The following is a 26,110-nucleotide window of genomic DNA, read 5'->3' as shown; positions in this document are numbered from 1 at the left end:
TCAAATATTATATATGTAAATAATAAAGTTCTGTACCGTTTTGAACTACTTAGGCTTTTGCCAGCCCGACAACATTGGTCAATTGCCCGATTTTATCAATTGAGATGGCAACCGTATCTCCTACCTCAACCGTAAAATCACTTGAAGGAACTAAGCCCGTACCTGTCATCAGAAATGCACCCGTTCTAAACGTACTCGACCGATACAGCCAACCAATGAGTTCGTCAGGTGTTCGTTTGAGTTGGTCGAGCGTTGTTATACCCTGAAAAACAATACTTTCGCTACGCCTTACTTCAATGCTGATGACCGCGTTTTGTGTCATTGGTTCGGCTGGCACATACAAGCAAGGGCCCAAAGCGGCAGAGCCATCGTATATTTTTGCCTGCGACATATAGAGCGGATTTTCACATTCAATGCATTTAGAACTCATGTCATTGCCGACGGTATAACCCACAATTTTGCCAGAAGTAGTGGCGTACAATGTCCATTCTGGTTCGGGAACGTTGCGGATAGAATCGGGCCGAATATTAACGGTTCCTCCCGAACCAACTACTTTGTACCCCAATGCTTTAAAAAAAAGCTCGGGGCGCTCGGCTTCGTATACTTTGTCGTAAAATGTACCTCCACACGCACCTTTTGACTCCTCCATTCGGGCTACTTTGCTACGGTAATAAGTCACCCCAGAGGCCCATACTTCCTGGCTTACGGCGGGCGGCAAAAGGTCTTTGGATTCAAAGTCCAACACGGGGGCTAAACCCGCTATTTGGGTCAGAACATACGAGTGTAGATCATCCCTGTTAATCAGCGTATCCCAATCGGGGCAGGAAAGTTGGTAATACTCTTCCTGAAATTCAGCATAAAAGCCTTGCTTGGTTCGATAAAGTCTCATCAATTGATTAATCCATTTTTATCATACGGGCGTTTTCAATTTAAGTTTAGGTGTAGCTTTAGTATTACTATGTTTTTGGTCGAAAAGACTATTTTAAAGTTACAATGTTTAGGCACAAGTGATTAGAAAACAACCTATACAATATCTAAAAAAGCTTAACAGAAATAAAATTGTCAATTTGACAATTATTCTTTTTCTTTGCACAAGTAAGAATTTATATTTCTCTCTTTTAGTAATAATCGTTCTTTAAGACTAACCTCAAAACAATCTATTTTATGTCCCTAACACTCGGAAATACCGAATATTTCAAAGGCATCTCCAAAATTCAGTTTGAAGGCCGTGAATCCGACAACCCGCTGGCATTCAAGTGGTACGACGAAAATCGTCTGGTGGGTGGAAAAACAATGAAAGAGCATTTACGTTTTGCAGTTGCCTACTGGCATACATTCTGCGGCACGGGTGCCGATCCATTCGGGCCTGGGACGAAAGATTTTGCATGGGATGCAAACAATGACGCGGTTCAACGCGCCAAAGATAAAATGGATGCCGCTTTTGAATTTATTACTAAACTGGGCGTTCCTTACTATTGCTTTCACGATGTAGATTTGGTCGATGAAGGCCCCAGCATCACCGAATACGAGCGTCGTATGCAGGCCATTGTTGATTATGCAAAAGCCAAACAAGCCGAAAGCGGCGTAAAATTATTGTGGGGTACGGCCAATGTATTCTCCAATCCCCGCTACATGAACGGTGCTTCGACCAACCCTGATTTCAACGTAGTAGCTCATGCTGGGGTGCAGGTGAAGAACGCTCTGGATGCAACGATTGCGCTCAATGGCGAAAATTACGTATTCTGGGGTGGTCGCGAAGGCTACATGACTTTGTTGAATACCAACATGAAGCGCGAACTTGACCACTTGGGGCAATTCTTGACCGTAGCCCGTGATTATGCCCGCAAAAATGGTTTTAAAGGTAAGTTCTTTATTGAACCTAAGCCCTGCGAGCCTACCAAGCATCAGTACGATTATGATTCGGCAACGGTTATTGGGTTTCTGCGTCAGTACGGCTTAGACAAAGATTTTCAATTAAATATAGAAGTAAACCACGCCACCTTGGCGGGGCACACGTTCCAGCACGAATTGCAGGTAGCGGCCGATGCAGGCATGTTGGGCAGCATCGACGCCAACCGGGGCGACTACCAAAATGGCTGGGATACCGACCAATTCCCGATTAATTTGAGTGAATTGACCGAGGCGATGTTGGTAATTCTCGAAGCAGGTGGTATCACAGCAGGAGGTATCAACTTTGATGCAAAAACCCGTCGCAACTCAACCGACCTCGACGATATTTTCATTGCGCACATTGGCGGAATGGATGCTTTTGCGCGTGCACTTGTTATTTCAAATGATATTCTGGAGAAATCCGCTTACAAAAAACTGCGTGTCGAGCGCTACGCTTCGTTTGACAGCGGTGCGGGCAAGGATTTTGAAAATGGCAAATTGACATTGGAAGATTTGCATAGCTTTGCAGTGGCAGCTGGTGCACCAAAACAAATCAGCGGCAAGCAAGAGCTGTTTGAGAATATTCTGAATCAGTACATTTAGTTGTAATACCTCACATCAAAAAAGAGCGTCCGAAGGTTCAAAAACCGTCAGACGCTCTTTTTTACTTTTCCCTTGGCAAAACCTATCGTATTGCGATGAATTTTATATGAAAGATTTTCACTGGCAGAGGACTATGCCATCAATGCCCCCACATCAAAGACATCACGGCAAAAACATCAATCATCCAGAGGGTGAATGATATTTCTTTCCCTTTTCCAACGGCGGTTTTGAGGATGGTCCAACTCAAAAAACCAAAAATAATTCCTTGCGTAATGGAATAGCTGAAAGGAATCAACACCAACGCCAACAAACACGGAATGGCTTCGTCCATACGGGTCCAAGCAATCTTGGTGATGGGTTTCATCATAAACGCCCCCACCAAAATCAACGCAGGAGCAGTGGCAATGCTCGGAATGACCGAGAGCAAAGGAGATAAAAACATAAACGGCAAAAACAAAAATGCCGCCACTACCGCCGTGAGCCCCGTGCGACCACCTTGCTCGATTCCCACCGCCGACTCAATGTAGGCGGTTCCGGGGCTAGTGCCCAACAAACCCGCCATTGTGGTGGCAACGGCATCGGTAAGCAGCGATTGCCGAATATGGCGCGGGTCGCCGTTTTCGTCGTAAAGATTGGCCGCTTCGGCAACGCCAACGATGGTTGAAAGACTGTCAAATAAATCGGTAAACGCAAAGGCAAAAATGACAGGCCAAAGCGCCAAGGTCAATGAGCCAGTCAAGTCCAATTGAAACAAAAGGCTAAAATCGGGAGCCGCCCAAAGTCCACTCCAATTGACCAGTGTAGCCTGTCCGAAGTTAACCGCTGAAGCATCGCCCCACCAACGGCCGACGGGAATCGCCGCCAATGTGGTCAACACAATGCCTATGACGATGCCGCCTTGCACTTTTTTGACCACCAATACCGCCGTAATGACCAACCCCAACAAAAACGTCAGTAGAATCGGGTCTTTTAAATTGCCGATACCGACCAAGGTAGCGGGGTTACTCACGATAAACTTGGCGTTGGTCAGACCAATCAACGTGATAAAAAGCCCAATTCCCGACGAAATCGCGTAGCGCAAGGGCTTTGGAATGGCCTGTACAATGTAGGTCCGAATGTTGAAGATTGATAATATCAGAAAAACGATTCCCGCCCAAAATACCGCACCCAAGGCCGTTTGCCATGCCACACCCATTCCTTTCACAACGGCGAATGTAAAAAAGGCATTCAGGCCCATACCCGGTGCTACAAGAAGTGGGTTACGCGCATACAGCCCCATCATCAAACTGCAAAAGAAAGAGAGCAACACTGTAGCCGTTAGCACACCGCCGAAAGGCATCCCCGATTGACTCAAAATGGCAGGGTTCACTACAATAATGTACATCGTAGCCAGAAAAGAAGAAAGCCCCGCAATGACTTCGGTACGCACTGTTGTACCGTTTTGGTCGAGGGAAAAGTAGCGTTGGAGCATAGAAATTGGCAGTTTTGGTAAAAATAAAAATGTCAACGCTGAATGCAAAGACCCTTTCGGGAATTTACGTTCAGCGTTGACAAATAAGGGGTAAAATAAGCGCGTTCCTAGAATTTTAACGCCAGACGCTCCACAGGAACATCGTTTATCAAATGACTTTCGATGATTTCTTCAACGTCAGCCAGTTCTACTTTGCCGTAGAAAACACCTTCTGGATACACCACCAACGCGGGGCCGAAGGCACATACGTCTAAACAGCCTGATTTTTGGGCACGGATATCAATATGTAAATTTTTCTCTTTCAGAGATGTTTTGAATGCATCAACCAATGCTGCGCCGTGCTCGGCTCCGCAGCATTTTTTGCCACCGTCTTTTTGATTGGTGCAAATAAAAACGTGTTTTTTGTATTTCATAAATCAATTAGAATGGATTAAAAATAGACGTTGGACGTCGGATTAGGGACTAAAGATAGCGCCCATGACCCAACGTCCAACGTTTGAAGGTAACAAATTTTATCGCTTAGCTACCGAAGGTGCTTTAGAAAGCGTAATGTAATCTGCCAAAATCCGACTGGTTTCATTCATGTAAATGTCCTTTTTCTTCTTGTCGGTCGCTTTGGCGGTTGCGGGAGTTTCATCTTCATCCACTTCATCATCCGTTTCTAGCTTTTTAAGGGCAGCCCGCTTTTTCTCGGCTTCTTCACGCTCTTTCTTCCGTTTGGTTTCCTGCAATGATACGACGGTATTTTCGCGCGCTTTACGGAACAACTCCAATTCGTCTACAAACGTTTTCATCTCTACTTCCGACTTAAGACGTTGCTGGTACTTCTCGCGCAGCTTTGCTACTTGTTTTTCGTTCAACGATTTGGTCACGTCAAAACGCGCCGTTGCAATCTGATCCCAAGGCAAAGCCGTTGGTTGTGAGCTTTCTCCGTATTCTTCCGCGCTGAATGCTGATGGGAATTCAATATCTGGCGACACCCCTTTTCGCTGGGTACTGCTACCATTGATGCGGTAGAATTTCGCAACAGTGATGTTGATTTGGCCCAATTTATCAGAATCTTTGATCCACTGGTTTAAATCAACCATGGTTTGAACCGTGCCTTTGCCATAGGTTTGCTCACCCAACACAATCCCACGTTTGTAGTCCTGAATAGCGGCCGCAAAAATTTCAGAAGCCGAGGCACTAAAACGGTTGATTAAAACCGCAATTGGCCCATCATACGTCACATTTGGGTCAGGGTCAGTTTGTACTTCCGTATCACCCGTTGATTCACGTACCTGTACTACTGGACCTTTTGAAATAAATAAACCCGTCAGTGAAATCGCTTCTGTTAATGACCCACCGCCGTTGTTGCGCAAGTCGATTACAATTCCTTCGACATTTTCAGCCTTGAGCGAATCGATGATTTTCTGCACGTCGCGGGTGGTACTAGCGAAGTCTTTATCACGCTTTCCAGCCCCTTCAAAGTCCCGATAAAAAGACGGAATGTTGATAATACCGATTTTGTAATCATGCTTATTTTGATTGATGGTCACGATTTCTTTCTTGGCACGAGAAGTCTGCAAATTTACTTTCTCACGTACAAGACGGATTTCTTTTGGAGGGTCGTTGGGCAGTGCGTCAGAAGCCAATACTTGCAAACGAACAATTGTTCCTTTCGTTCCTTTGATTTTCTTCACGGCATCGTCTACGTACCAACCCACAATATCTTCCACTTTTCCTTCATCTCCCTGTGCTACACCGATAATGCGGTCGTCTTTTTTGAGACGCTTGTCCTTAAAAGCAGGTCCGCCAGGAACCACTTCCACTACTTTGATGTAGTTTCCATCTTCACGCAATACCGCCCCGATTCCTTCGAGGGCTTGATACATATCCTGCTTGAAACGGTCAGAATCGGCGGGTGAAAAATACCGGGTGTGTGGGTCAAGCACTTCGCAGAACGCATTCATGTACATCTGAAATACCTGCTCGCTACGGAAACGACCTAAGTTACGTTCGCGGTTTTTGTAACGATCTCTCAGAAGCGTTACCACCGACGTATCGGCTTTGCCCGATAGTTTCAGTTCAAGTGCTTCGTTTTTAAGCAATTTGCGCCAGATTTCGTCCAACTCTTCCGTATTTTTAGCCCAAGTAGCTTTTTCACGGTCGGTATTGAAAGACTCCTCTACCGAGAAATCAAATTTAGGATTGGCCAACGCTTTGGTGATGTAATTACTCCGCTCACGGTAGCGTTTGCGGAAGGTATTATAAATATCATACGCCGCCGTCAAATCGCCGTTGTTGAGGGCTTCATCGAGTTGGTTACGGTATTTATCAAAATACTGAATGTCCGAAGCAAGAAAATACAGTTTGCCGCGGTCAATGTCGTTGAGGTAGTTATCGTACATTTTTGTCGACAATGAGTCGTTGACATTAAATTTGCGGTAATGATACCCCGAAAAGATTTTAGTCACGTACGCCTCCACTTTCTCTTGCGTAAGGGTAGGTTTGAGGTCATCATCCGCAACAGCGAAGGGACGAGAAGATACTACCCGCGAACGCGAGTCGTCGGGTTGCAGACTCAGCAGCAACACCGGAGCTAAGGCGATTAAAAAGCTTTTCATTTTCATACACTGATTTAATTGATTTCGGCCCCGGGATGTTGGAGATTGAAATGGTTGGAAAAACCTCCAACATCCGCCAAAATCATTTTACGATTTCCAATAACTCTACTTCAAATACTAATGCGGAATATGGCTTAATTTGTGGGCCTGCGGCGCGCTCTCCGTAAGCGAGATTGTAGGGTACATACAGTTTCCATTTAGAACCTACGGGCATCAGCTGCAACGCTTCTACCCAACCCTGAATCACTCCACCTACCGGAAATTCCGCTGGCTGACCTCTATCTACTGAACTGTCAAAAACCGTTCCATTCACTAAGGTTCCGTGGTAATGGGTCTTGACCGTGTTGTTGATAGTCGGTTTCGGGCCTTCCCCCGCTTTCATGACCTCGTACTGCAAGCCACTGGGAAGAGTAACGATACCAGCCTTCTTCTTATTCTCTTCGAGGAATTTTTCTCCATCCAATTTATTTCCTTCAAACTTCTTGGCATCTTCTGATTGGCGCTGGGTTTGGAGCTTATTAAAATAATTTCCTAAAATCATTTGCGCCTGGTTGTCGTCCAAATCTGATTTGCCGCCTTTCAAAACATCCTGAATTCCTTTAGCCAGTAAATTAACGTTGATTTTGTCAAGGCCTTGTCCTTTTAGGTTTTGGGCTATGTTCATCCCGATGCTGTACGCTACCGAGTCTATTTCAGTGGTCATTTTAGCGGTACTTGCTGGTTTAGCAGGCGTTGCTTTGTTAGGGGCGGGTTTGGCAGCAGTTGCGGGTTTAGCAGCAGGTTTGGCAGGTACTTTTTTGGTTTGTGAAAATGTAACAACCGTTGAAATCAACAATACAGAGACAGTGCAAGCTAGATACTTCATTAGATAAACAAATTTGGATTGGTTTTAGTAGATTCTTTGAAAATTGGGGTCGCTTTCACAATTAAAACTAAGCAGAATTCAAAAAATCAAAAGTTTCTTTAAACTTTCGTAAATAAACGTAAAATTGATAGAAAAAAGTTTGGAAGAATGAATTATTTGAAATTTATACCCCAATATGGGTTATTTGTATTTTTGTTTCCTACTAACACTTTTACCTTATTGAAACACATTGACTCCCTCCCCAAAATGACCGTTTTGCACGACACCAAGTTTCACTCAACCCATCTGCATCGGCAAGTATCCCTTGACATTCTCCTGCCCGAAGGCTACACCCATTCAAATCGTGCGTATAAAGTACTCTACATGAACGATGGGCAGGACTTGGAACGCTTACAAATGCAACAAGTCATCCAAAAAACGGCATCTTCCATTGAGCCATTTATTCTCATAGCTATTCATTGCGGCGAACGAATTCAGGAATACGGCACTGCTTCTCAACCTGATTATAAACAACGCGGCGCAAAGGCTGGTTCTTATACCTCGTTTGTGTTGGAAGAGTTGATGCCTTACATCCAACAACACTACCGCGTCCTCTCTGGTCCCCAAAACACGGTCATTTGCGGTTTTTCCCTGAGTGGGCTATCTGCATTTGATATTACTTGGCACCATCCTGAGCGCTTCGGCAAGGCGGGCGTATTTTCGGGCTCGTTTTGGTGGCGACAACGCGCTTACGAAAATCATTACGACGACCACAACGACCGAATCATGCACCGTTTGGTACGCGAAACCGCCTCTACTTCCATGCAACATCCGCAATTTTGGTTACAAACAGGCTCAGAAGACGAACGAGACGACCGCAACAACAACGGTGTCATTGATTCTATTGAAGACACCCTTGATTTGATTGCCGAACTTGAACGCAAAGGCTATCGTTGGGGCAAAGACGTTTGCTACGCCGAAGTCAAAGGCGGGCACCACGACCAGACAACGTGGTCGGCGGCCATGCCAGATTTTCTAAAATGGGCTTTCGGCAAAACTCAGTAAACTAGCGACTTGTGATTGAACCGCATTTTATCTTTTAACAAATAACTATTTTCAAGGTTTTGTCATTTGGCCGACATTCGGTTAAGGCTTGATGTGTCATTTTTGTATCATCAAACTATCAATTCCGAATAAAGTCATGAAAACAATCTTTTTGGCCACGCTTCTTCTCCTGACAGAAATTATTTTAGCGCAGTCCCCTGCGCTCCGTCAAAAACAATATAATTTAGAAAAAGGCCTCGCGCTCTCTGGTTACGACCCAGTTAGTTATTTTCAAAAAAATCCAACAAAGGGCTCAAAGTCGTATGTAGTCGTACATGAGGGAGTTACGTATCAATTTTTCTCCGCGGCCAATGCCGAAACATTTAAAAAGAACCCCGCCGCTTACGAGCCGCAATATGGCGGTTGGTGTGCATACGCGATGGGCGCGGCCAACGGTGAAAAAGTCGAGATAAATCCCGAAACCTACAAAATCATCAACGGCAAGCTGTATCTTTTTTACAACAAACTGTTCAACAACACTTTATCGGATTGGAACAAAGATGAGGTCCATTTGAAAATAAAAGCCGACAAAAACTGGCAGCGTGTTTCTGCTCAATAATGTACCCTACCCCCTTCCTCACTGAAAAACACTTCAATCCATGAAAACCAAAAACACCCTCTCCTGGCTCGTTCAAATCGTAGCGGCTGTCATTTTGTTACAAACACTTTTTTTTAAATTTACGGGAGCCGAAGAAAGTGTCTACATTTTCTCAAAACTTGGCGTGGAGCCTTACGGCCGAATTGGCACGGGCGTTATTGAATTAATCGCTGGTATTCTTTTGCTCACGCCTCGTTATTGCTGGATTGGCGCTATCTTGGGTCTGGGCACCATGGCGGGCGCTATTTTGTCGCACCTTACGGTACTGGGAATTGATGTACTAGGCGATGGGGGGCAGTTATTTGCTTTGGCACTGATAACCTTCAAATGCTGTGCACTCGTCGTGATATTACATTGGTCAAAAGTCATTTCAACCATTCGTGGATTACTTCCTGCCCATTGAGGCACCACCCTTTTTCTTGAACATTTTACCTTTTAACTTGCTTTTAGTGTTAATATTCTCTTATTTTTCGTATGCTTTCAACCCTTCGTTCCCCACTTTGGCTCGTTAAATTAGTGAATTATGAGTATTGGACCTGGTGGGTGTTTTTCCTGCCACTTACACCCTATTGGCTTTATTTAGCCATACGTAATCGGTCGCTTACGTATTTTACTACCGTCAACACGTGTATTCCAGACGGCGGAGTTTTCGGTGAATCTAAAAACGATATTCTCGCTCAAATTGCTTCCCCATTTTTGCCTGCGGGGATTTTTATTCCACAAGGAGAAGTATGGGAAGTGGTGGTGGAAAAGCTCAAAAAAGCGAGCATTGCGTTCCCGCTCATCGTCAAACCCGACGTAGGAGGTCGAGGGTTTCGGGTGCACAAAATAGATGAAGCCGACCAACTGCAACGCTACTTAAAACAGACACCACAACCTGTTATTATTCAAGAATACGTTGATTATGAATTGGAATTTGGGGTGATGTATGCCCGTTTGCCCGAAGAATCCAAAGGTAAAATTACTTCTATCACGCAAAAGGAATTTTTGAGCGTAGTGGGCGACGGTCATTCAACGGTGGGCCAACTACTAACCCAAAACACCCGCGCCCGTTTTGCAATGCAGGAATTGCAGGAACGCGTAAAAAACGACTGGAATAGCGTAGTACCGAAAGGTGAGCGCCGCTACATTCAGCCCATTGGCAATCATTGTTTGGGCACCAAGTTTTTGAATGCTAATCACCTCATTAATCAACGGCTAGAAAGCGTTTTTGACCAAATTGCCTTGCCGATTGAAGGATTTTATTACGGGCGTTTTGACCTCAAAGTAAGCAACTTAGAAGACTTCTACGCGGGCCGTAACATCAAAATCATGGAACTAAACGGAGCCACATCGGAGCCTGGACACGTGTATGACCCTAGCTATACGCTTTGGAAAGCCTATCGGGATATTATGCACAACATGCGAATCGTGGCCGACATCAGCGCCGCCAATATTCGCTTAGGGGTAAAACCTACACCGTTGGGTAAACTCTTACAAACTTCCCGCGAATTTTTTGCCATGAGCGGTCAACTTTGAACTGCATCTATTTGAGTAAATAGTTCGTATATTTACTGGTATTAATGCCTGTTTACTCTAATCACCTTGTAGGATGACTCCGCAATTTCCCCTAGAAACCCGCTACTGGTACCTCCGCGACCATCAGCTATTCAGGCACCTCAACTCGGCAGAACTCAGGCAAATCTGCCTGATTACCAACTTTAAATCAGCCAAGAAAAGCGAGATTATCTATTTTGCCCACGACGAAACCAACCGGGTTTATCTTCTCAAAAAAGGCGTTATCAAGATTGTAGAACTCGATGCCGAAGGCAACGAAACGGTCAAGGAAGTGATTCAAAAAGGAGACCTTTTTGGCCAGATAACCCTTGATGCGACCGACATGGACGAGTTTGCGGTGGCATTATCTGACTACGTGACAGTTTGCAGTTTCAAAATAGAAGATTTTGAAACTGTCATCCAACAAAACCCTAGCCTCGCCGTCAAATTTACCAAACTGATTGGGTTGCGTTTTCGCCGATTGGAAAACCGCTACTCCAACCTCATGTTTAAGGACGTTCGTACGCGGCTCCTGCTTTTTTTGGAAGAATGGGCTGAAAAAGAAGGAACCCCTACACCCGAGGGAATTACACTCAAAAACTACCTGACGCACCAAGACCTGGCCAGCTTGATTTGCAGTACGCGCCAAACCGTAACACAACTCTTCAGTGAATTGAAGCACAGCGGGCTCATTGATTACAACCGCAGCAGTATTGTTATTCCTGATGTGAAGCAGCTACGAAAATTAACCGCATAAATATCCCAGAAACGTCAGCAAGCCGACATTCCGACAGGACAAAAACAAACACCTTTGTCATAGAAAACAAACTTTAAAATCTATGAAAAAGGCACTGTTAATGATTTGTTTGGCGCTGGGAGGAATCGCCTGTCAAAAAAACGAAGAACTCCAACCCGTTTCGCCTGTTTCCCCTACGGGCAATGTAGGTACTGGAACCAATAAGCCCATTACGTCATTTGATACTACTGGACAAAAATTAGTGGCGCAGGGGATGTTTATGTCCAACGTCCATCAGACTTCGGGTGGGGTAAAGCTGTACCAAAAAGGGGATAAATATTCCCTTGTTTTCAACGACTTCAAAACCGACAGTGGGCCAGATTTACGGATTTATCTCTCCGAAGACCGCGTTGCTTCTCGGTTTGTGGAAATCAGCAAAGGTGTAAATCTCGGCAATTTTTTCATTGAATTGCCTTCAGCTCCCGACCTCAAAACCCAAAAGTACATCCTGATTTGGTGCAAACCATTCTCCGTGCTGTTTGGCAATGCCGAACTCAAGCAATAGTTTTTTTTCAAAAATCAGTCACGAGTCGGCGGCATCATCTGGCCGTTCAAAAACTATTTACTTAACAATTACACCCTATTTATTGATTCCATGAAAAAAGCATTCTTGGTATTGTTCGCTTTAGCGGTTTTTACGGGCAGTCATGCCCAATTTAGTTACCCAAAAAAAATAACTACGGCCGACGTGGCGCTGTCGGCCATCGGAGGGTTTTCGGGGGCGCTGTCGTACCAACAGCTCTACGGCATCGGCAAAGCCAAGCGCTTCAAAGTGGGTTGGGGCGTTCGCTTGACATCATTTGTTGGTAAAGACCTAGACTACATCACCGCACCTGCCCGACTTACTTCGGGAGAAACGGGACCGCAGGTGTTGTTTGTCGAGAATGTACTGTCCAATCTCGACACGCTCAAGTTGCCGCGCTCACAAACCAACGCCCTCAATTTGGCCATTCATTTAGAATACAGCTTTCGCAAACTAGACGTAGGCTTCAACATCGACGCCATCGGCGCTACTTTTGGTGCCGAGCAAACAGGGACATTTTTGGCCAAATCTACCGACTCCCGTTTGAGCGGTACGCAACAATCTGCCAAACCTACGGTTTTCAATTTATTATTGGTCAGCGACAACGACTTGGGCAGTTTGAATTCTGAGTTGTATGCGCGCTATTGGTTCAGTCCCAAAACAGGGATACGACTCGGGGCAAGTTTTCAGTTTACGGAATATACCACTTCCCAAAATCTAACTTTTGAAAATGACCGCTTCCGCAACAAGATTCTGATGCCTTTTGTGGCGATTTCTTTCAAATTATAACTGCGAAATGCTATTTCGACCCTATGAAAAAAATCTTAATTTTAGTACTTTGCGTAGGTATGTCGGGAACTGCTGTGAGTCAAGTCTGGCAGCCCGTTTCATCAGCCATCGGTTTTTCGGTCAAAATGTTAGGGGTAACGGTCGATGGGTCATTTAAAGGATTGACCGCCACCTTGAAATTCAACCCCGAAGCCCCCACCACTGGCAGTATTGCTGCCAGCGTTGATGCGGTAACGATTGAAACCGAAAATACACTTCGAAATCGCCATTTACGCGAAAAAGAAGACTTTTTTGAGGTTGCTAAGTACCCAAAAATCAGCCTAAAATCCACCAAAATAGAAAAAGGAACCAACGGCTACATCGGGTACTTTGACATGACCATCAAAGCCATCACTAAAAATGTCAAAGTGCCGTTTACATTTTCAGAAACCAACAATAAAGCTACTTTCAGCGGAACCTTTAAAATCAACCGTAATGATTGGGCCATCGGAGGCAACACCTTCGGCATGTCTGATGATGTCACTATCCGTCTAACTGTTAACGCGATTTCAAAATGACCTTGCTCCAACGAACCAATCTGGACGTTTTATTGCAACTGAAAGATTTGCTCAAAATTATTTCACCAGCGGCGTATTCCGACCCGTTGCCCCTGCTGCATGGAAGCAGCGTAGGCCAACACGTGAGGCATACCTTGGAGTTTTACCAATGTCTTTTTGAACAGGCACCGCACGGTTTTGTCGACTATGATGCCCGTCGTCGAGACCTACGGTTGGAAAATGACCCAGCATTCAGCATCACCAGGGTGGAGCAATTGGTCGAAGCCTTAGAAAAAACGATTCCCACCACTCAGATTATCCTGAAAGCTTCGTTTTTGGAAAATGACACCGAAGAAATTCAAACGACTTGGGCTCGCGAGCTGGTATACATGGCCGAGCACGCTATTCATCATTTTGCCATTATAAAAATTGCGCTTAGGGAGCAATTCCCCGAAATAGCAGTACCAATACATTTTGGCGTGGCGTATTCAACCATCAAGTACCGGGAAGTCGCACCGGCCTGATACGCGCCTCGCAAGGGCGTTGGGTGAAAATCATCAAATAATCTTTCAATTCGTCTTCTGTTTCGGCAGAACATAAACCGGCAAACTATGTGCTTTGTAACCTATATTCCACACCAACAAGGCTTTATCCTGACTTCTAACCGCGATGAGAGCGTAGGTCGCCCAAAAGCTTTGCCGCCCAAAAAGTACCTCATTGATTCCACGCCCGTCTTTTATCCACAAGACGGACTGGCAGGAGGCACTTGGATTGCGGCTTCGCCCAAGGCGACCGTTTGCTTGCTCAACGGAGCATTTGTAATACATCATCATAAACCTCCCTATCGGATGAGTCGGGGAAAAGTAGTCCTTGATTTTTTTACGTATGCGCACCTAGCCGATTTTGCCAGCCAATACGATTTTACGGGCATTGAGCCGTTTACGCTGGTGGTAGTAGAGGAAGGTAGTGAGCCTGCGCTTTCGGAGCTTCGCTGGGATGGGGCACAATTGCACCTCAAAGCACTGAATGCGGAGCAGTCCTACGCTTGGTCATCGGTGACGCTTTATGCTGACGCCGTGGTGCGGGAGCGAGAACGTTGGTGGCAAGATTGGCAGCGACAACACCCTGTTTTTGAAGCAAAAGATGTACTTGATTTTCACAACTTGGGCGGAAATGGCGACAAAGCAAACGATTTGGTGATGAACCGCAACGGTCAATTACGAACCGTCAGCACTACCCAAATTCAGAAAACGCCTACTCAGTTTTTGATGAACTACCGCGACAGGCTCAACGGTCATCATTTTAAGTACCGAATTTTTGAAGCCGAAAAAATCAGTTGTCTATAACAACCTCTGAAGCAAGGAATTGCCTTGTTTCTTCATACGGAATACTGATAATGATGACGGTACCACCGTTGGGTTGACTTTCGATAGAGAGTGTACCGCGAATGTCCAACGTTCGCTGACGGATATTCTGCAAGCCCATTCCTTCTTCCACCCGTTGTGTTGGAATGCCCTTTCCGTTGTCGGCTACGGTCAAAATCACCCGATTTCCTTGTCGTTGCAGCGTCACAAAGGTTTTGGTGGCTTTGGCGTGTTTTAGCACGTTATTGCATAATTCAAAACCAATCAAGTAAAGATTAAACTCGATTTCAGGCGTGAGTCGCGCTGGCAAATCTCCCCCCGTTTGGAGGCTAAACTGCGTCGTTCCCGCAGAGTTTAGTTTGTAAATTAAACGGTCAAATACGGGCAAAAGTCCTTCACGTTCCAAATCCTCTGGGAGCATATTATGCGAGAGCGTGCGCACCTGACGGCACGCATCAATCATCATTTCTACCACATTGTCATAAATCTCGCGTTCATGGCGGTCAAGTTGCGAAGGGTCAAGAATTTGTAAGCTGAGCTTGGCCGCCGACAAAAGACCGCCCAAATTATCGTGCAACTCCGAAGCTACGCGTTTTCTTTCCGTTGTTTGGCCTTTCAGAAAAGCTTGTTCTATTTCCCGTTTTTTACGGGCCAGTTCATAGTTCTTCTGGCGTAATGTCCGGCTGTGAAAAATCAGTCCTATTCCGATTGCACTCAAAAGGAGCACTACAATGAGCAGGAAATTACGCGTCCGTGTTTGCAGCGCAATCTGCTGTTCTAGCCGGGTACCATCTACCTCATACGCCCGACGCATATCGGCCAAGGCCACCAACCGGCGCGCTATGCCCAGGCTGTCGCGCAGGGTGGCCTCCTGCTGGTAGGCACGCAGGGAAGCTATCTCGTTGCCAAGTTTATCGTAGGCCTCGGTGAGTGTATGATACGCAAAAGGCTTGAGAGAGGCATAATTGTACTGATTGGCCATGGCCAGCGCTTTTTCGGCGTAGCTTTGCGCTTTGGTATAATCCTTCAACGCTAAAAAAGATTCTCCGAGGCTGTTGGTGACCGAGGCAATACCACGAGTATGGTTGACTTCTTCAAAAAGAGCATAAGCTTTACTCAACAACGGCAATGCCTTACCCGCTCGCCCGATTTTATTGTAATAATCGCCCATCTCTTCGTAGGTACCGGCCAACGAAATCTTATTGTTCAGCTCCTGCGCCACGGCAAGTTGGCGGTCAAACATTTCGAGGACCAATTTATCCTTTCCCCATTGTTGATAAAGGGTACTGAGCATACTGTAAAGCCCCAAGATGTGTTTAAGTTTAAGCGGTCTATCGTCATCGGGCGTGCTTTCCAACTGCGCCAAGGCCGTTTTAAAATATTTTTCAGCTTTTGGATTATCGGAAGAACGAAGAAAACTTAACCCCAAATTTTGCTGAATCATCCACGCCTTACGACAGTCCCCACCCAATACATCGCAAAGTTTAAGCGCTTCAAGACTGATTTCAAGCGACCTCACGTAATCGTGACCACGCCGGTACTTCACCTCCCGGCGCAGCAGCGCATCAATCATCATTTCTTTATCGTCCTGTTGTTTGGCCAACTCAAAAAGGCGGTCGTTGTAGGCCATACTCGTATCTAGCTCTTTATAATCCCCTTCCAGATACAAAGTTCCCAGCAGGTTAAGTACCTGCATTTTTTTCAGAAGCTGTTTGGAATCTCCCGGCTGCCTCTCAACCTCTGCCAATAGCCTTTTTGCTACGGTTTTTAGGCTGTCTTTGTAGACTCGGTTATAATTTCGGGTATGGTCAATACGCGGCACCTGCCCTGCTGTTTGGAACAGCGGTAAAAAGAAAATCCATAAAATGAGCGAGTTTTTCATGCCCAAAACGCTAAAAGTAGGGGGTAAACCGTTGATTTTGTGGGTTTTTGAAAACACTAATTTAGGATAAACTTAGGGAAGTGAAAAATAAAAGAATGCTTTAACTGCTTTTTAATTTGTTTTTTAGACGGTATTAATCTTTTAAATGGTGCTTTGTCTCGAAAAAAATAAGCTCGCACCATGAAGCACCTCAGTTGGATTTTTTTAGTATGCGCCCTCACTTCCCAAGCGCAAGATTCTCTCAAAACAATTCCCGAAAAAAACGAATTGAAGTACAACCTCAATACTTCAGGCTCCCATTTTTTTAAAGCTACATTTTTAAATCAAACGTGGTTTCGTTTCAACAACAGCAATCCCGGTACTACTGTTCTCGGCGAAGCCGCCCCCCAAACGCTGGATTTGGGCCTCCGCCGTACGCGCATGCAATTGTTCGGACAAATCACCGACCGTACCTTTGTCTACTTTCAATTGGGGATGAACAATTTTAACTTTTTAAATGGTTTCCCCGCCTTAGGCAATGCACAGGGAGTGCCTTCTAATCGTAAAATTGCCTTTTTTGTTCACGATGCAGTGGTCGAATATTCGGCATTTCCCCATAAAGACTGGCTCAAAATAGGCGGAGGACTGACTATCCTCAACGGCCTTTCTCGCTTTAGTCAACCCAGCGTAACCAGCATTATGACCATGGATGTCCCCGTTTTTGCTCAGGCGACCGTTGATCAAACCGACGAATTTTCGCGTAAACTCACGCTCTACGCGCGCGGCCAAGTGGGTAAATGGGACTACCGTTTGGGCTTAACCGATCCGTTCCCCATCGGCACGAGCGGAAACCCCGTTCCCGCCATTTCTACCAATTCTACCTTTGCCGCCAAAGGCCATCATAAGCAATACCAAGGCTTTTTGATTTATAATTTCTTTGACAAAGAAGCCCACCAAACCCCTTATATGACGGGTACTTATTTGGGCAAAAAGAAGGTACTGAACATCGAAGCAGGTTTCATCAGCCAAAAAGCGGCCACGTGGCGCACCCAAAACGCGGGCCGCGATACGGTGTTCAATGCCGTCAATTTGTGGTCGTTGGCGATGTTTGCCGATATGCCCGTCAATAAAGCCAAAGGAACCGCTATTTCAGCTTATTTGGGCTATTTCCATACCGATTATGGCACCAACTACCTGCGTTTCAATGGCATCATGAACCCCGCCAACGGAACCACCCAGTCGCTTTCGGGAGTATCAGGAATTCAGGGAAACTCCTTTCCGATGTTTGGTACTGGAAGTGTGATTTACAGTCAATTGGGGTATCTGTGCGCGGCTGATTTATTAGGCAAAAATGGCACACTCATGCCTTATGCTTCTGCGCAACTGGCCGACTACCAACGCCTTACCAATGTCGCGGGTATTTATAACGTAGGACTTAACTGGTTACTTAAAGGCCATAACTCCAAAATATCATTGGATTTTCAAAATCGCCCAGTCTATCAGAATGCCTCCGACGGCCTTTTAAAATCCAACGGACGACGCGGCGCCGTGACCATCCAATATCAAGTTTTTATTTAGTTTGCTCTTACAGTAGTAGAGAAAAGGTTTAGGTATGGCAGGAATCCAGCTTCTCATTGGGAGGCTGGATTTTAACTATTAGGTATGTTGTATTGCGTAAATGGTTTAAAACGCTGCATAACGTACCCAAATTTCACCTTTGTGCGCAACGAACAAAAAAAGATTATCAAAGTAAGTGTAGAGTATCAAGGAATGGTATTTGAAGAAAAAAAAGACGTTGACGCAACCTTCTAGGAAAAAATCACGTGTGTATAAGTGTACTCTCTAACAGCATTATTTCACTTAAACTCCTGATTTCCATGAATGTAAAACGTCTCCTCCTCCACCTGGGGGTAGCAAGCATTGCTATGTCCTTTCTAATCAGTTGTACCAAAACGGATGACACTCCCGAGCCCGCAAAAGTTTCGTACAACAAAGACATTAAGGCTATTTTTGTCGCCAATTGTACACCCTGCCACTTGGCAGGCGGGGCAAATCCAAACAAGTGGGATGATTATGCTACCGCCAAATCTAAAATCATTAACATCCTTGACCGTACACAACGGACGCCTGGGACAACAGGATTTATGCCACGTAACGGTACCGCCCAACTTCCGGCCGCAACCATCGCCCTATTAAAGCAATGGCAAGCCGATGGATTGTTGGAAAACTAGTCAATTCTTTATCAATAAAAAGGTTGCCTCATAGGGGTAACCTTTTTTATTGGGTTTGAAGCCGTAAATTTTGTTTCTATTTTACTTTGAAGGGAAACAACTTCTTATGATGAAACACTCTACCCCTACAACTACATTGATTCTGGTGATAGCATTGCTTGGAGCCTCTTTTTCCTGTAAACGCAGCAGTATAAACTATCAGCCCATTGCGGAAGCCTTCGAGCCTGATTATCAACTTAATCGCTTTGAAAATGAGATTAAGAATTTTGAAAAAGAAGACACCGAAAAAGGCATAAAAAAAGGTGGGATATTGTTTTATGGTAGTTCAAGCTGGCGAATTTGGAAAGACATGAAATCCGATTTAGCTCCTTTGCCCGTACTGAATCGCGGCTTTGGTGGCTCAACGATTCCTGAACTCATTCACTATACAGAACGTACTGTGATTCCTCACAAACCCAAAGTATTGGTCATTTACGGTGGAGAAAATGATTTGACGGGTAAAAAGTACAAATCTGCCGAGCAAATGTTTGATTCCTATCGACAGTTTATTTCCATAATTCAAAATCGTTTACCCAAAACCAAGATTTGTTTTGTATCCATGAAACTCTCCCCTTCGCGTCGTAAACATTGGGAAACGGTCAAAAAAGGGAATGCCATGGTAAAAGCCTTCAGTACGGGTAAATACCTATCGTACGTAGATATCAACCCCGTACTTTTCAACCCCAACGGCACCGTCAAAGGTGAGCTGTATACCCAAGACAGCCTGCACCTCAACACACAAGGCTACCGCGAATATACCAAAGTCCTTCTCCCATTTCTAACGAAAAAATATAAATAATCCATGCAAACCACTCGTCGCCAGTTTATTCAACAATTGGGCTTTGCTAGTACGGGAATCGCCCTTGGGGCCAGTCTCCCTTTTGATTCGTTTGCTAAATCAAAACTAAGCCTGCCGCGAAGCACTCCCGAAGCTCAGGGTGTAGACTCTGCGGGGATTACCGCCTTTATAAATGCCATAGCCCAAAGCAAGCATGAGTTTCACAGCCTGATGATTCTCCGGCACGGGCAGGTCGTGGCCGAAGGTTGGTGGGCACCTTATCGTGCCGAATTGAAGCATACGTTGTATTCGATGAGCAAAAGTTTTACTTCCACGGCGGTGGGGTTTGCCGTCAACGAAGGGAGACTCAAAACAAGTGATTTGGTGGTGTCATTTTTCCCCAATGACTTGCCAGCTACAATCAGCGAAAACTTGGCCAAGCTGACCGTAAAAGACCTACTCAGCATGTCGGTTGGTCAGGAGACCGAGCCGATGGTCAGAAACGAAGACAATTGGGCGAAAGCGTTTCTGGCCACCCCCATCAAATACAAACCCGGCAGCGTGTTTTTGTACAACAGCATCGCTACTTATATGTGCTCGGCCATTGTGCAGAAAGTAACGGGGCAAAAAATCATCGACTACCTCAAACCTCGTTTGTTTGACCCGTTGGGAATTGAAGGCGCCGATTGGGAAGAAGATTCGCAAGGCATTAACACAGGCGGCTGGGGCCTTCGTGTACGAACCGAAGACTTAGCGAAATTTGGTCAATTATACTTACAAGAAGGGGTGTGGAACGGCAAACAACTGATTCCGAAAGCATGGGTGGAAGAGGCAACAACCTTTAAAATCCAACAACCCGCTCCCGCCAATCCAACCCGCCCGAATGACCAAAACGACTGGTTGCAGGGGTATTGTTACCAGTTTTGGCGCTGTCGACACAATGCCTACCGGGGCGACGGTGCCTACGGCCAATACACCATTGTGATGCCTGACCAAGATGCCGTTATTGCCATCACCAGCGAGACCTCCAACATGCAGGGAGTCTTAGATTTGGTTTGGGAGCATTTGTTGCCCGCTATGAAACCACAGGCCCTACCCGCCAATACAGCGGCCAATAAAGTATTAAAACAACAAATGGCCGCCTTGGCGCTGCTGCCTCCAAAGGGAGGAGAATTGCGTACCAATGCCGCCAAAATATCGGGGAAATTATTTCAGATTGAGCCCAATGCCCTCAACGTTGAAAGTGTTTCGCTAGCATACCGTGAGGGTGATAGCTACCAATTTGTACTGAAAGACCAAGAGGGTGTTCATAGGGTAATATGCGGACTCGAAAAATGGGCTTTTGGTGAAACGGACCTTGCCCGGCCTAATTTGGTTACTTCTCAAAAATTAAAATTTGAGCGTATCGCCAAGATTGCCGCCGCTGGTACGTGGAAAGACCCCAATACGTTCGAAATAACGCTTCGCTATTACGAATCGCCGCACCGCAATTACATTATTTGCCATTTTGAGGGAGACACTGTCAAAGTAAATTTTGACAACAGCATCAATCGCATGACGGGAGCCAAAGACAAGCGCCCAGTGTTGCAGGGAAAAACGGCCGTTTGACCCTAGATTTTCCAAATCTGAAAATGAACTTGGAATGTTTTATATAAAAAAACACCCTCCAAAAAACCTGAAGGGTGTTTTTTTTAGTTAATATTCAAGCAATTAGAGCGGATTTTGTACCATTGCCTTGTTGGCATCCAATTCTCTTCTCGGAAGCAAAAACTCCCACTGCTTATCACCCGCTGGCATGTCAAAAAGCACAGCGATGGAAGCAATATGATTGGTTCCGTTCCGGTTGAGGGGTTGATTCAATCGTTTTAAATCTAAAAATCTAAAACCTTCACCCCATAATTCGATTCTTCGGTTGAAGTATATTTCGTCCAACAGCTTAGCACCCGTGCTGGTTGAAAGTGTATATGATGCATCTCTTTTGCTTACCAAATCAAACAATACTTTAGCAGCGTCAGCGTCGTTGCCCAATTTAGCCTTTGCTTCTGCCTCAATTAAGTACATTTCGGCGGCTCTCATGTAAGGGGTATCTCCCATCGCACTGGTCGAAGGAGTTCCTGGCAACCTGAATTTCTGGTTGATGTAAGGTACTCTCACTCCACCCGGAGGAACGATAGAATTTGCGGCAGTAGGTGCTTTCACCCACATTTTAGCTCTTATATCCGTGGCAGGAATCTTATCATAAAGCAAATTATTAACCGCTTTGGGATACGTTCTGATAACCGTTGAATTATAATTGCAGGAAATGTAAGAATGGTATCCGCCAAAAAACTCTGACTGGTCTTCAAGGTGGTCAAAACCCCACATCCACTCAGGGTTGCTGATGTCCTGAAACCCGTCCTGATATTGTGTTTGTGACATCAGCGTAAAGCCCGCTCTGGCTTCTGCGGCGTATTTAGCAGCAGCAGCCCAGTTTTGCTGGGTAAGCGCCACTCTCGCCAAAATTCCTTTTGCTACTTCCAAATTGATATGCGACTTAAAACTTCTGGCCGATGGAAGCAATGCCGCTGCATCTGTCAAGTCTTTGTTGATTTGGGTGTATACTTCTTCAACGGTAGCTCTTGGCAGGCCTTCAGTGGTGGGCGTCAATACCAACGCAACCCCTGGCTGACTATTGGGTTTTGCGGCTGCATCGTAACGCTTGCCGTAGAGCTGTACCAAATTAAAATAAGCCCATCCGCGAAGCGCCAATGCTTCTCCCTTCAACCGATCTTTGTCAGCCTGGGGGCCAACCGAGTTGTCAATATTGGCAATGGCGATGTTGGCATTGCCAATGACCCGATAATACATTTCATAAGGGAAACGAGTCACCGTGTTGACATCAGAGCGATGAGCGGTCCAGCGAGTTTCTCCAACGTGCCAACTGGCCGCGGTTGTTCCAATGACCATGTCTTCTCCCATGTGATCCAAAATGATCATCATGGCAGGATGCCCAGAGTGGCCTTGTGAACTCAAATATCTGACAATAAGTGCCCGATAGATACCATTAACGGCCGCAGCGGCGTTTTTGGTGGTGGCATACGCCGAGGCCGCATCAACGCTGGCCGTGGGAGCAGTGTCTAAATAGGTGTTTTCGCACGATGTAGCAAACATGCTGAAAACGGCTACTAATACGATTAAAAATCTATTTTTCATGAGTGTGTTGATGTTAAATTGAGAATGAAATACCCATTACCAGCGATTTTGCCGTACTATAAACGTTGCTGGTGGTACCGCCAAAGTTTTGTTGAACGTTCATACCGCTCCGGCGAGATCTAATAAAGAAGTTTTCGCCGCTCACATAAACCTGCGCGTTTTGAATATACAGTTTCTGGGCAAACAGTTTTGGTATTGTATATGCAAGGGTTACCGAGCGGATATTGAGGTAACTGGCATCAATCAGCCACCGGCTAGAGGCGGCGTTAAAATCAACGGTACGACCAGCGTCCATTCTTGGAACATCAGTCACATCGCCTGGATTTTGCCATCTTTTCAAAATGTCAATGTGTTTGGCATTATGATAACCCGAACCCATCAAACTAGCGTAGGCATCGTCGTAGATTTTACCACCGATTTGATACACCACCAACGCCGACAGTGAAAAGCCTTTATATTTAATTGTATTAGTAAAACCACCCGTCAGTTTAGGAATAGAACTACCATGATAACCAAAGCGTGCATTGTTTACGTTGGTCGTCACAGTGTCGCCTTTTTCTGTAATGCTAGAGTTGGCCGCTTGGAAACTTACCGCTCTGTAAAGGGCTTCACCAGTGGTCGAATTCACACCCATGTACTCTCTCAACCAAAAATCATAAAGTGATTTTCCTTCTTTGAGTTTCTTCGTACCGTCAATGATTTCGGGGCTTTCGGTCGGCATTTTGGTAATTTGGTTTTTCAGGCTAGTGGCGTTTAGGTCAATCGTCCATGAAAAATCTTTACTTCTGAAAGGAACCAAGCTCAATTCTACCTCAATACCTTTGTTGTACATGGTACCGATGTTTCTGGTTACGGTTGTAATACCCGACGATAAAGGCAACGGCACATCAAAAATTAGGTTAGAAGAACGGCGGTCAAAGTACTCAATGGTACCCGAAATGCGGTTTTTCAACAAGCCAAATTCCAAAGCTACGTCAAATGCATTGCTAGATTCCCACTCAAGTTGGGTATTGCCTAAGCTTGACTGAAGAATCCCCGCCTCGGTTGCGTTGTTCCAACCAAGTGCATATAGGGGCTGCCATGCATAGTTACTGATCCCCCCGTCGTTACCCGTTTGGCCATAAGACCCTCTCAGCTTGAGCATACTCAACGCAGGAATAGCCTTGATAAAATCTTCTTGGTCTAAACGCCACGCACCACTAACTGAGTAAAAAGTACCCCAACGAACATCCTTATAAAACTTACTAGAACCATCTCTCCGGGCCGAAACCGACAAGAAATACTTTTGGTTATAATCGTAATTTACCCTTGAGAAAAAGCCTTCAACTCTACGAATGTTATACTGTGAGTTCAGGTTGGTAGTTGTCGTAAAGTTTACGAGCTCATAATTACCATCCAAAATTTGCTGCGAACGTGAACCCGTCAGGTTGTTGTCAGTTGCGTTGTAGTTTTCGTGTCCTACCAATGCTTCAATGCCATGACTTCCAAACGTTTTGGTGTAATTCAACAATTGCGACAGGTTATAGCTCGTAACGTTCTCAAACTCATGAGTAGCTCTACCCGCAGGGGCACCATCTCCAATTTCAGGGTTTCCAAAAGTTACGTTATTTCGGTTGGTGATGTCCGCTCCTATATTGGCCGTAAATTTGAAATTTTTCAAGAAGGACAATTCCGCATACGCCCGACCGCCTAGTACATTCCGGCGGAAGTAGTTCTGGTTTAACAAGGTTTCAGAAATGGCGTGACGACCACCGTTTTGTGGACGGTTTGGCAGGCCCAATGAGCTCAGGTTACCGTAATCCCATCTTCTGTTGCCATTTTCAAGGGTTAAGAAAGACGAGGGATTTGCAGGGTCAAAAGCGTAAATAGGATAAATAGGAGCCATTCCTCTTGAGAAAAAGAAAGGGTTTACAAACGATGTGTTGCCATCGGCATCTGCCAAGTTAGACTTGGTGATGGTAGCGGCGAGGTTAGCACCTGTTTTAAACCAAGGCTTCATTTGGTTATTAACGCTCAGACGCGCCGTATAGCGCTCATAATCAGAACGAATCAAAAACCCTTTGTCGCTCAAATACGATAAAGAAAGGAAATAGTCTGATGTAGTACCCGAACCAGAGAAATTAAGGCTTATTTCATCCCGATTTCCTTGACGCATTAGAGGTTTTTCCCAGTTCAAATCATCGGCGCTGTAAATCATCGACGCACTTGGATTGAGTTTCCCATCTGTGCCTACCAATTGTGCAAAGGGTACGTTATATACATTGTAACCAACAACTGCCCCCAAGCCCGAAGAAGCATTGGCACTGGCCGTAGCCATCGGAATAGGATTGGCCGCCCGATACGCAAAGTTGTTACGGTTTGCTTCCCACATCAAAGGATAGTAATCGGCTGGCCCAACGCGGTCGTATTCAGGTAATGCCCTGGTACTAAACCCTTTGGTATATTTTACATTGATGGTATTCTGGCCTTTTTGGCCTTTTTTGGTCGTAATCATCACCACCCCATTGGCCGCTCGCGCTCCGTAGAGTGCCGTCGACGCGGCATCTTTGAGAATAGTGATGGTTTCGATATCATCGGTGCTAATGTTGGCAATGTCGGCACTGTAAGGAATACCATCCACTACGTAAAGCGGGGCGTTTGAAGAAGAAATGGAGCCAAAACCCCGGATACGAATATCTGGTGCCGCGCCCGGCTGACCGCTACCTGCCGTAGCCTGTACCCCAGCCGACGAACCCGCAAGGGCTTGTCCAACGTTATTGATCGGGCGAGGCCCCAATTTTTCGGCGTCAATTTTGGCAGCCGAACCCGTAAAAGACGTCTTTTTGGCCGTACCGAATGTAGTCACAACCACCTCTTCTAGGTTTGACGCATCGGGCAACAATTTTACGTTGAGAGTAGTTTGGTTACCGACGATTATTTCCTGTCCAGTAAACCCAACATAACTGAACAACAAGCGTGCATTGACAGGAACATTTATTTTAAAATTTCCTTCAGCATCGGTGTTTGTTCCGCGCGTGGTGCCTTTGATAATAACGTTCACGCCTGGCAGGGAAGAACCATCATCGGCAGTGACTTTTCCTGTGATTGATTTTTCTTGGGCAATTACGGAATTGCCCGCTATCCCCCCCCAAAGGAGGAGAAACAGCAGTAAAGCTTTTCTCATTGTGATTTAGTTAGGTGATAAAGTGATGTTGAATTGGAGTTTCTGGTGTGAAAAACCATGCAATTTTAACTAATAAATTCCAATTGCAGGTATTTTTGTTAACTTTTTTACCTTTTTGGCGTACCTAACAAAGTTGTGAGTACTTGTTAGTTTAGATAAATAAAAATAAAAATATTTTATATTTAT

The 26,110-nt window shown here is 45.4% G+C and carries 23 protein-coding genes; 15 read left to right on the top strand and 8 right to left on the bottom strand.

What is annotated here, in order from left to right:
• Positions 1–49: 49 nt before the first annotated feature.
• Positions 50–889, bottom strand: coding sequence for a fumarylacetoacetate hydrolase family protein (locus DVG78_RS27695; RefSeq protein ID WP_114464262.1), 840 nt, complete (start codon positions 887–889; stop codon positions 50–52).
• Positions 890–1,164: 275 nt separating this feature from the next.
• On the opposite strand from DVG78_RS27695, the gene xylA reads away from it, so the two are divergent.
• A complete protein-coding gene (gene xylA / locus DVG78_RS27690; protein ID WP_114464261.1) occupies positions 1,165–2,493 on the top strand; it encodes a xylose isomerase in 1,329 nt (442 codons plus the stop codon).
• 139 nt (positions 2,494–2,632) lie between these two features.
• On the opposite strand, the gene DVG78_RS27685 is transcribed toward xylA, so the two are convergent.
• The 4 genes from DVG78_RS27685 to bamJ form a co-directional block, all read right to left on the bottom strand.
• Complete coding sequence (locus DVG78_RS27685; protein WP_114464260.1) at positions 2,633–3,964, bottom strand: NCS2 family permease; 1,332 nt, start codon at positions 3,962–3,964, stop codon at positions 2,633–2,635.
• A 107-nt stretch (positions 3,965–4,071) separates the two neighbouring features.
• Complete coding sequence (locus DVG78_RS27680) at positions 4,072–4,377, bottom strand: (2Fe-2S) ferredoxin domain-containing protein (protein ID WP_013928646.1); 306 nt, start codon at positions 4,375–4,377, stop codon at positions 4,072–4,074.
• Between the two features lie 99 nt (positions 4,378–4,476).
• Positions 4,477–6,570: a carboxy terminal-processing peptidase gene (locus tag DVG78_RS27675; RefSeq protein ID WP_114464267.1), complete on the bottom strand. Its 2,094-nt coding sequence runs from the start codon at positions 6,568–6,570 to the stop codon at positions 4,477–4,479.
• A gap of 82 nt (positions 6,571–6,652) precedes the next feature.
• Complete coding sequence (bamJ, locus tag DVG78_RS27670) at positions 6,653–7,435, bottom strand: BamJ family beta-barrel-assembly machinery protein (protein ID WP_114464259.1); 783 nt, start codon at positions 7,433–7,435, stop codon at positions 6,653–6,655.
• 147 nt (positions 7,436–7,582) lie between these two features.
• Between bamJ and DVG78_RS27665 the strand changes: the two genes are divergently transcribed.
• From DVG78_RS27665 to DVG78_RS27620, 10 genes are all read left to right on the top strand, one after another.
• A complete protein-coding gene (locus tag DVG78_RS27665) occupies positions 7,583–8,479 on the top strand; it encodes an alpha/beta hydrolase (protein ID WP_114464258.1) in 897 nt (298 codons plus the stop codon).
• A gap of 136 nt (positions 8,480–8,615) precedes the next feature.
• Positions 8,616–9,077 (top strand): YHS domain-containing (seleno)protein, encoded by a 462-nt coding sequence (locus DVG78_RS27660; RefSeq protein WP_199563305.1) that lies wholly within the window; start codon positions 8,616–8,618, stop codon positions 9,075–9,077.
• A 40-nt stretch (positions 9,078–9,117) separates the two neighbouring features.
• Complete coding sequence (locus tag DVG78_RS27655) at positions 9,118–9,519, top strand: DoxX family protein (RefSeq protein ID WP_114464256.1); 402 nt, start codon at positions 9,118–9,120, stop codon at positions 9,517–9,519.
• 71 nt (positions 9,520–9,590) lie between these two features.
• Positions 9,591–10,634, top strand: a complete 1,044-nt coding sequence (locus DVG78_RS27650) for an ATP-grasp domain-containing protein (protein ID WP_114464255.1) — start codon at positions 9,591–9,593, stop codon at positions 10,632–10,634.
• A gap of 73 nt (positions 10,635–10,707) precedes the next feature.
• A complete protein-coding gene (locus DVG78_RS27645; protein WP_114464254.1) occupies positions 10,708–11,409 on the top strand; it encodes a Crp/Fnr family transcriptional regulator in 702 nt (233 codons plus the stop codon).
• Between the two features lie 82 nt (positions 11,410–11,491).
• The gene (locus DVG78_RS27640) at positions 11,492–11,953 is read left to right on the top strand and encodes a DM13 domain-containing protein (protein WP_114464253.1); all 462 of its coding nucleotides are present in this window, start codon (positions 11,492–11,494) and stop codon (positions 11,951–11,953) included.
• A 90-nt stretch (positions 11,954–12,043) separates the two neighbouring features.
• Positions 12,044–12,760 carry a hypothetical protein gene (locus tag DVG78_RS27635; protein WP_114464252.1) on the top strand — a complete coding sequence of 239 codons (717 nt, stop codon included), beginning with the start codon at positions 12,044–12,046 and terminating at the stop codon, positions 12,758–12,760.
• A gap of 23 nt (positions 12,761–12,783) precedes the next feature.
• Complete coding sequence (locus tag DVG78_RS27630) at positions 12,784–13,317, top strand: YceI family protein (RefSeq protein WP_114464251.1); 534 nt, start codon at positions 12,784–12,786, stop codon at positions 13,315–13,317.
• Positions 13,314–13,820 (top strand): hypothetical protein, encoded by a 507-nt coding sequence (locus tag DVG78_RS27625; protein ID WP_114464250.1) that lies wholly within the window; start codon positions 13,314–13,316, stop codon positions 13,818–13,820. Before DVG78_RS27630 ends, DVG78_RS27625 begins: the two co-directional genes overlap by 4 nt.
• Positions 13,821–13,907: 87 nt before the next feature.
• Positions 13,908–14,642: an NRDE family protein gene (locus DVG78_RS27620; protein ID WP_114464249.1), complete on the top strand. Its 735-nt coding sequence runs from the start codon at positions 13,908–13,910 to the stop codon at positions 14,640–14,642.
• Here DVG78_RS27620 and DVG78_RS27615 read toward each other — a convergent pair.
• Complete coding sequence (locus DVG78_RS27615) at positions 14,629–16,542, bottom strand: tetratricopeptide repeat-containing sensor histidine kinase (protein WP_147277191.1); 1,914 nt, start codon at positions 16,540–16,542, stop codon at positions 14,629–14,631. The two genes, DVG78_RS27620 and DVG78_RS27615, sit on opposite strands and share 14 nt — an antisense overlap.
• A 180-nt stretch (positions 16,543–16,722) precedes the next feature.
• Here DVG78_RS27615 and DVG78_RS27610 point away from each other — a divergent pair, with 180 nt between their 5' ends.
• From DVG78_RS27610 to DVG78_RS27595, 4 genes are all read left to right on the top strand, one after another.
• Complete coding sequence (locus DVG78_RS27610) at positions 16,723–18,099, top strand: hypothetical protein (RefSeq protein ID WP_114464247.1); 1,377 nt, start codon at positions 16,723–16,725, stop codon at positions 18,097–18,099.
• A 299-nt stretch (positions 18,100–18,398) separates the two neighbouring features.
• Positions 18,399–18,752: a c-type cytochrome gene (locus tag DVG78_RS27605; protein WP_114464246.1), complete on the top strand. Its 354-nt coding sequence runs from the start codon at positions 18,399–18,401 to the stop codon at positions 18,750–18,752.
• Between the two features lie 106 nt (positions 18,753–18,858).
• On the top strand, positions 18,859–19,590 hold the full coding sequence (locus tag DVG78_RS27600) for a GDSL-type esterase/lipase family protein (RefSeq protein WP_114464245.1): 732 nt from the start codon (positions 18,859–18,861) through the stop codon (positions 19,588–19,590).
• Positions 19,591–19,593: 3 nt separating this feature from the next.
• Entirely contained in the window at positions 19,594–21,177 is a 1,584-nt protein-coding gene (locus tag DVG78_RS27595) for a serine hydrolase domain-containing protein (protein WP_114464244.1), read from the top strand.
• Between the two features lie 102 nt (positions 21,178–21,279).
• Here the strand turns inward: DVG78_RS27595 and DVG78_RS27590 are convergent, their stop codons facing one another.
• Together DVG78_RS27590 and DVG78_RS27585 are read right to left on the bottom strand one after the other, a co-directional pair.
• Positions 21,280–22,761 (bottom strand): RagB/SusD family nutrient uptake outer membrane protein, encoded by a 1,482-nt coding sequence (locus DVG78_RS27590; protein ID WP_114464243.1) that lies wholly within the window; start codon positions 22,759–22,761, stop codon positions 21,280–21,282.
• A gap of 13 nt (positions 22,762–22,774) precedes the next feature.
• Complete coding sequence (locus tag DVG78_RS27585; RefSeq protein WP_114464242.1) at positions 22,775–25,924, bottom strand: SusC/RagA family TonB-linked outer membrane protein; 3,150 nt, start codon at positions 25,922–25,924, stop codon at positions 22,775–22,777.
• Between the last annotated feature and the right edge of the window lie 186 nt (positions 25,925–26,110).

It is taken from the genome of Runella aurantiaca (assembly GCF_003339505.1).
In the GTDB taxonomy this organism is placed as follows: Bacteria; Bacteroidota; Bacteroidia; order Cytophagales; family Spirosomataceae; genus Runella; species Runella aurantiaca.
The sequence above is the reverse complement of the archived record's forward strand: the minus strand, read 5'-3'. Positions and strand labels throughout refer to the sequence as shown.

Excerpts from the sequence above, each read along its gene's own strand:
- DVG78_RS27695 (WP_114464262.1), bottom strand. The coding sequence starts at position 889 with ATGAGACTTTATCGAACCAAGCAAGGCTTTTATGCTGAATTTCAGGAA.
- xylA (WP_114464261.1), top strand. The coding sequence starts at position 1,165 with ATGTCCCTAACACTCGGAAATACCGAATATTTCAAAGGCATCTCCAAA.
- DVG78_RS27685 (WP_114464260.1), bottom strand. The coding sequence starts at position 3,964 with ATGCTCCAACGCTACTTTTCCCTCGACCAAAACGGTACAACAGTGCGT.
- DVG78_RS27680 (WP_013928646.1), bottom strand. The coding sequence starts at position 4,377 with ATGAAATACAAAAAACACGTTTTTATTTGCACCAATCAAAAAGACGGT.
- DVG78_RS27675 (WP_114464267.1), bottom strand. The coding sequence starts at position 6,570 with ATGAAAAGCTTTTTAATCGCCTTAGCTCCGGTGTTGCTGCTGAGTCTG.
- bamJ (WP_114464259.1), bottom strand. The coding sequence starts at position 7,435 with ATGAAGTATCTAGCTTGCACTGTCTCTGTATTGTTGATTTCAACGGTT.
- DVG78_RS27665 (WP_114464258.1), top strand. The coding sequence starts at position 7,583 with ATGAATTATTTGAAATTTATACCCCAATATGGGTTATTTGTATTTTTG.
- DVG78_RS27660 (WP_199563305.1), top strand. The coding sequence starts at position 8,616 with ATGAAAACAATCTTTTTGGCCACGCTTCTTCTCCTGACAGAAATTATT.
- DVG78_RS27655 (WP_114464256.1), top strand. The coding sequence starts at position 9,118 with ATGAAAACCAAAAACACCCTCTCCTGGCTCGTTCAAATCGTAGCGGCT.
- DVG78_RS27650 (WP_114464255.1), top strand. The coding sequence starts at position 9,591 with ATGCTTTCAACCCTTCGTTCCCCACTTTGGCTCGTTAAATTAGTGAAT.
- DVG78_RS27645 (WP_114464254.1), top strand. The coding sequence starts at position 10,708 with ATGACTCCGCAATTTCCCCTAGAAACCCGCTACTGGTACCTCCGCGAC.
- DVG78_RS27640 (WP_114464253.1), top strand. The coding sequence starts at position 11,492 with ATGAAAAAGGCACTGTTAATGATTTGTTTGGCGCTGGGAGGAATCGCC.
- DVG78_RS27635 (WP_114464252.1), top strand. The coding sequence starts at position 12,044 with ATGAAAAAAGCATTCTTGGTATTGTTCGCTTTAGCGGTTTTTACGGGC.
- DVG78_RS27630 (WP_114464251.1), top strand. The coding sequence starts at position 12,784 with ATGAAAAAAATCTTAATTTTAGTACTTTGCGTAGGTATGTCGGGAACT.
- DVG78_RS27625 (WP_114464250.1), top strand. The coding sequence starts at position 13,314 with ATGACCTTGCTCCAACGAACCAATCTGGACGTTTTATTGCAACTGAAA.
- DVG78_RS27620 (WP_114464249.1), top strand. The coding sequence starts at position 13,908 with ATGTGCTTTGTAACCTATATTCCACACCAACAAGGCTTTATCCTGACT.
- DVG78_RS27615 (WP_147277191.1), bottom strand. The coding sequence starts at position 16,542 with ATGAAAAACTCGCTCATTTTATGGATTTTCTTTTTACCGCTGTTCCAA.
- DVG78_RS27610 (WP_114464247.1), top strand. The coding sequence starts at position 16,723 with ATGAAGCACCTCAGTTGGATTTTTTTAGTATGCGCCCTCACTTCCCAA.
- DVG78_RS27605 (WP_114464246.1), top strand. The coding sequence starts at position 18,399 with ATGAATGTAAAACGTCTCCTCCTCCACCTGGGGGTAGCAAGCATTGCT.
- DVG78_RS27600 (WP_114464245.1), top strand. The coding sequence starts at position 18,859 with ATGATGAAACACTCTACCCCTACAACTACATTGATTCTGGTGATAGCA.
- DVG78_RS27595 (WP_114464244.1), top strand. The coding sequence starts at position 19,594 with ATGCAAACCACTCGTCGCCAGTTTATTCAACAATTGGGCTTTGCTAGT.
- DVG78_RS27590 (WP_114464243.1), bottom strand. The coding sequence starts at position 22,761 with ATGAAAAATAGATTTTTAATCGTATTAGTAGCCGTTTTCAGCATGTTT.
- DVG78_RS27585 (WP_114464242.1), bottom strand. The coding sequence starts at position 25,924 with ATGAGAAAAGCTTTACTGCTGTTTCTCCTCCTTTGGGGGGGGATAGCG.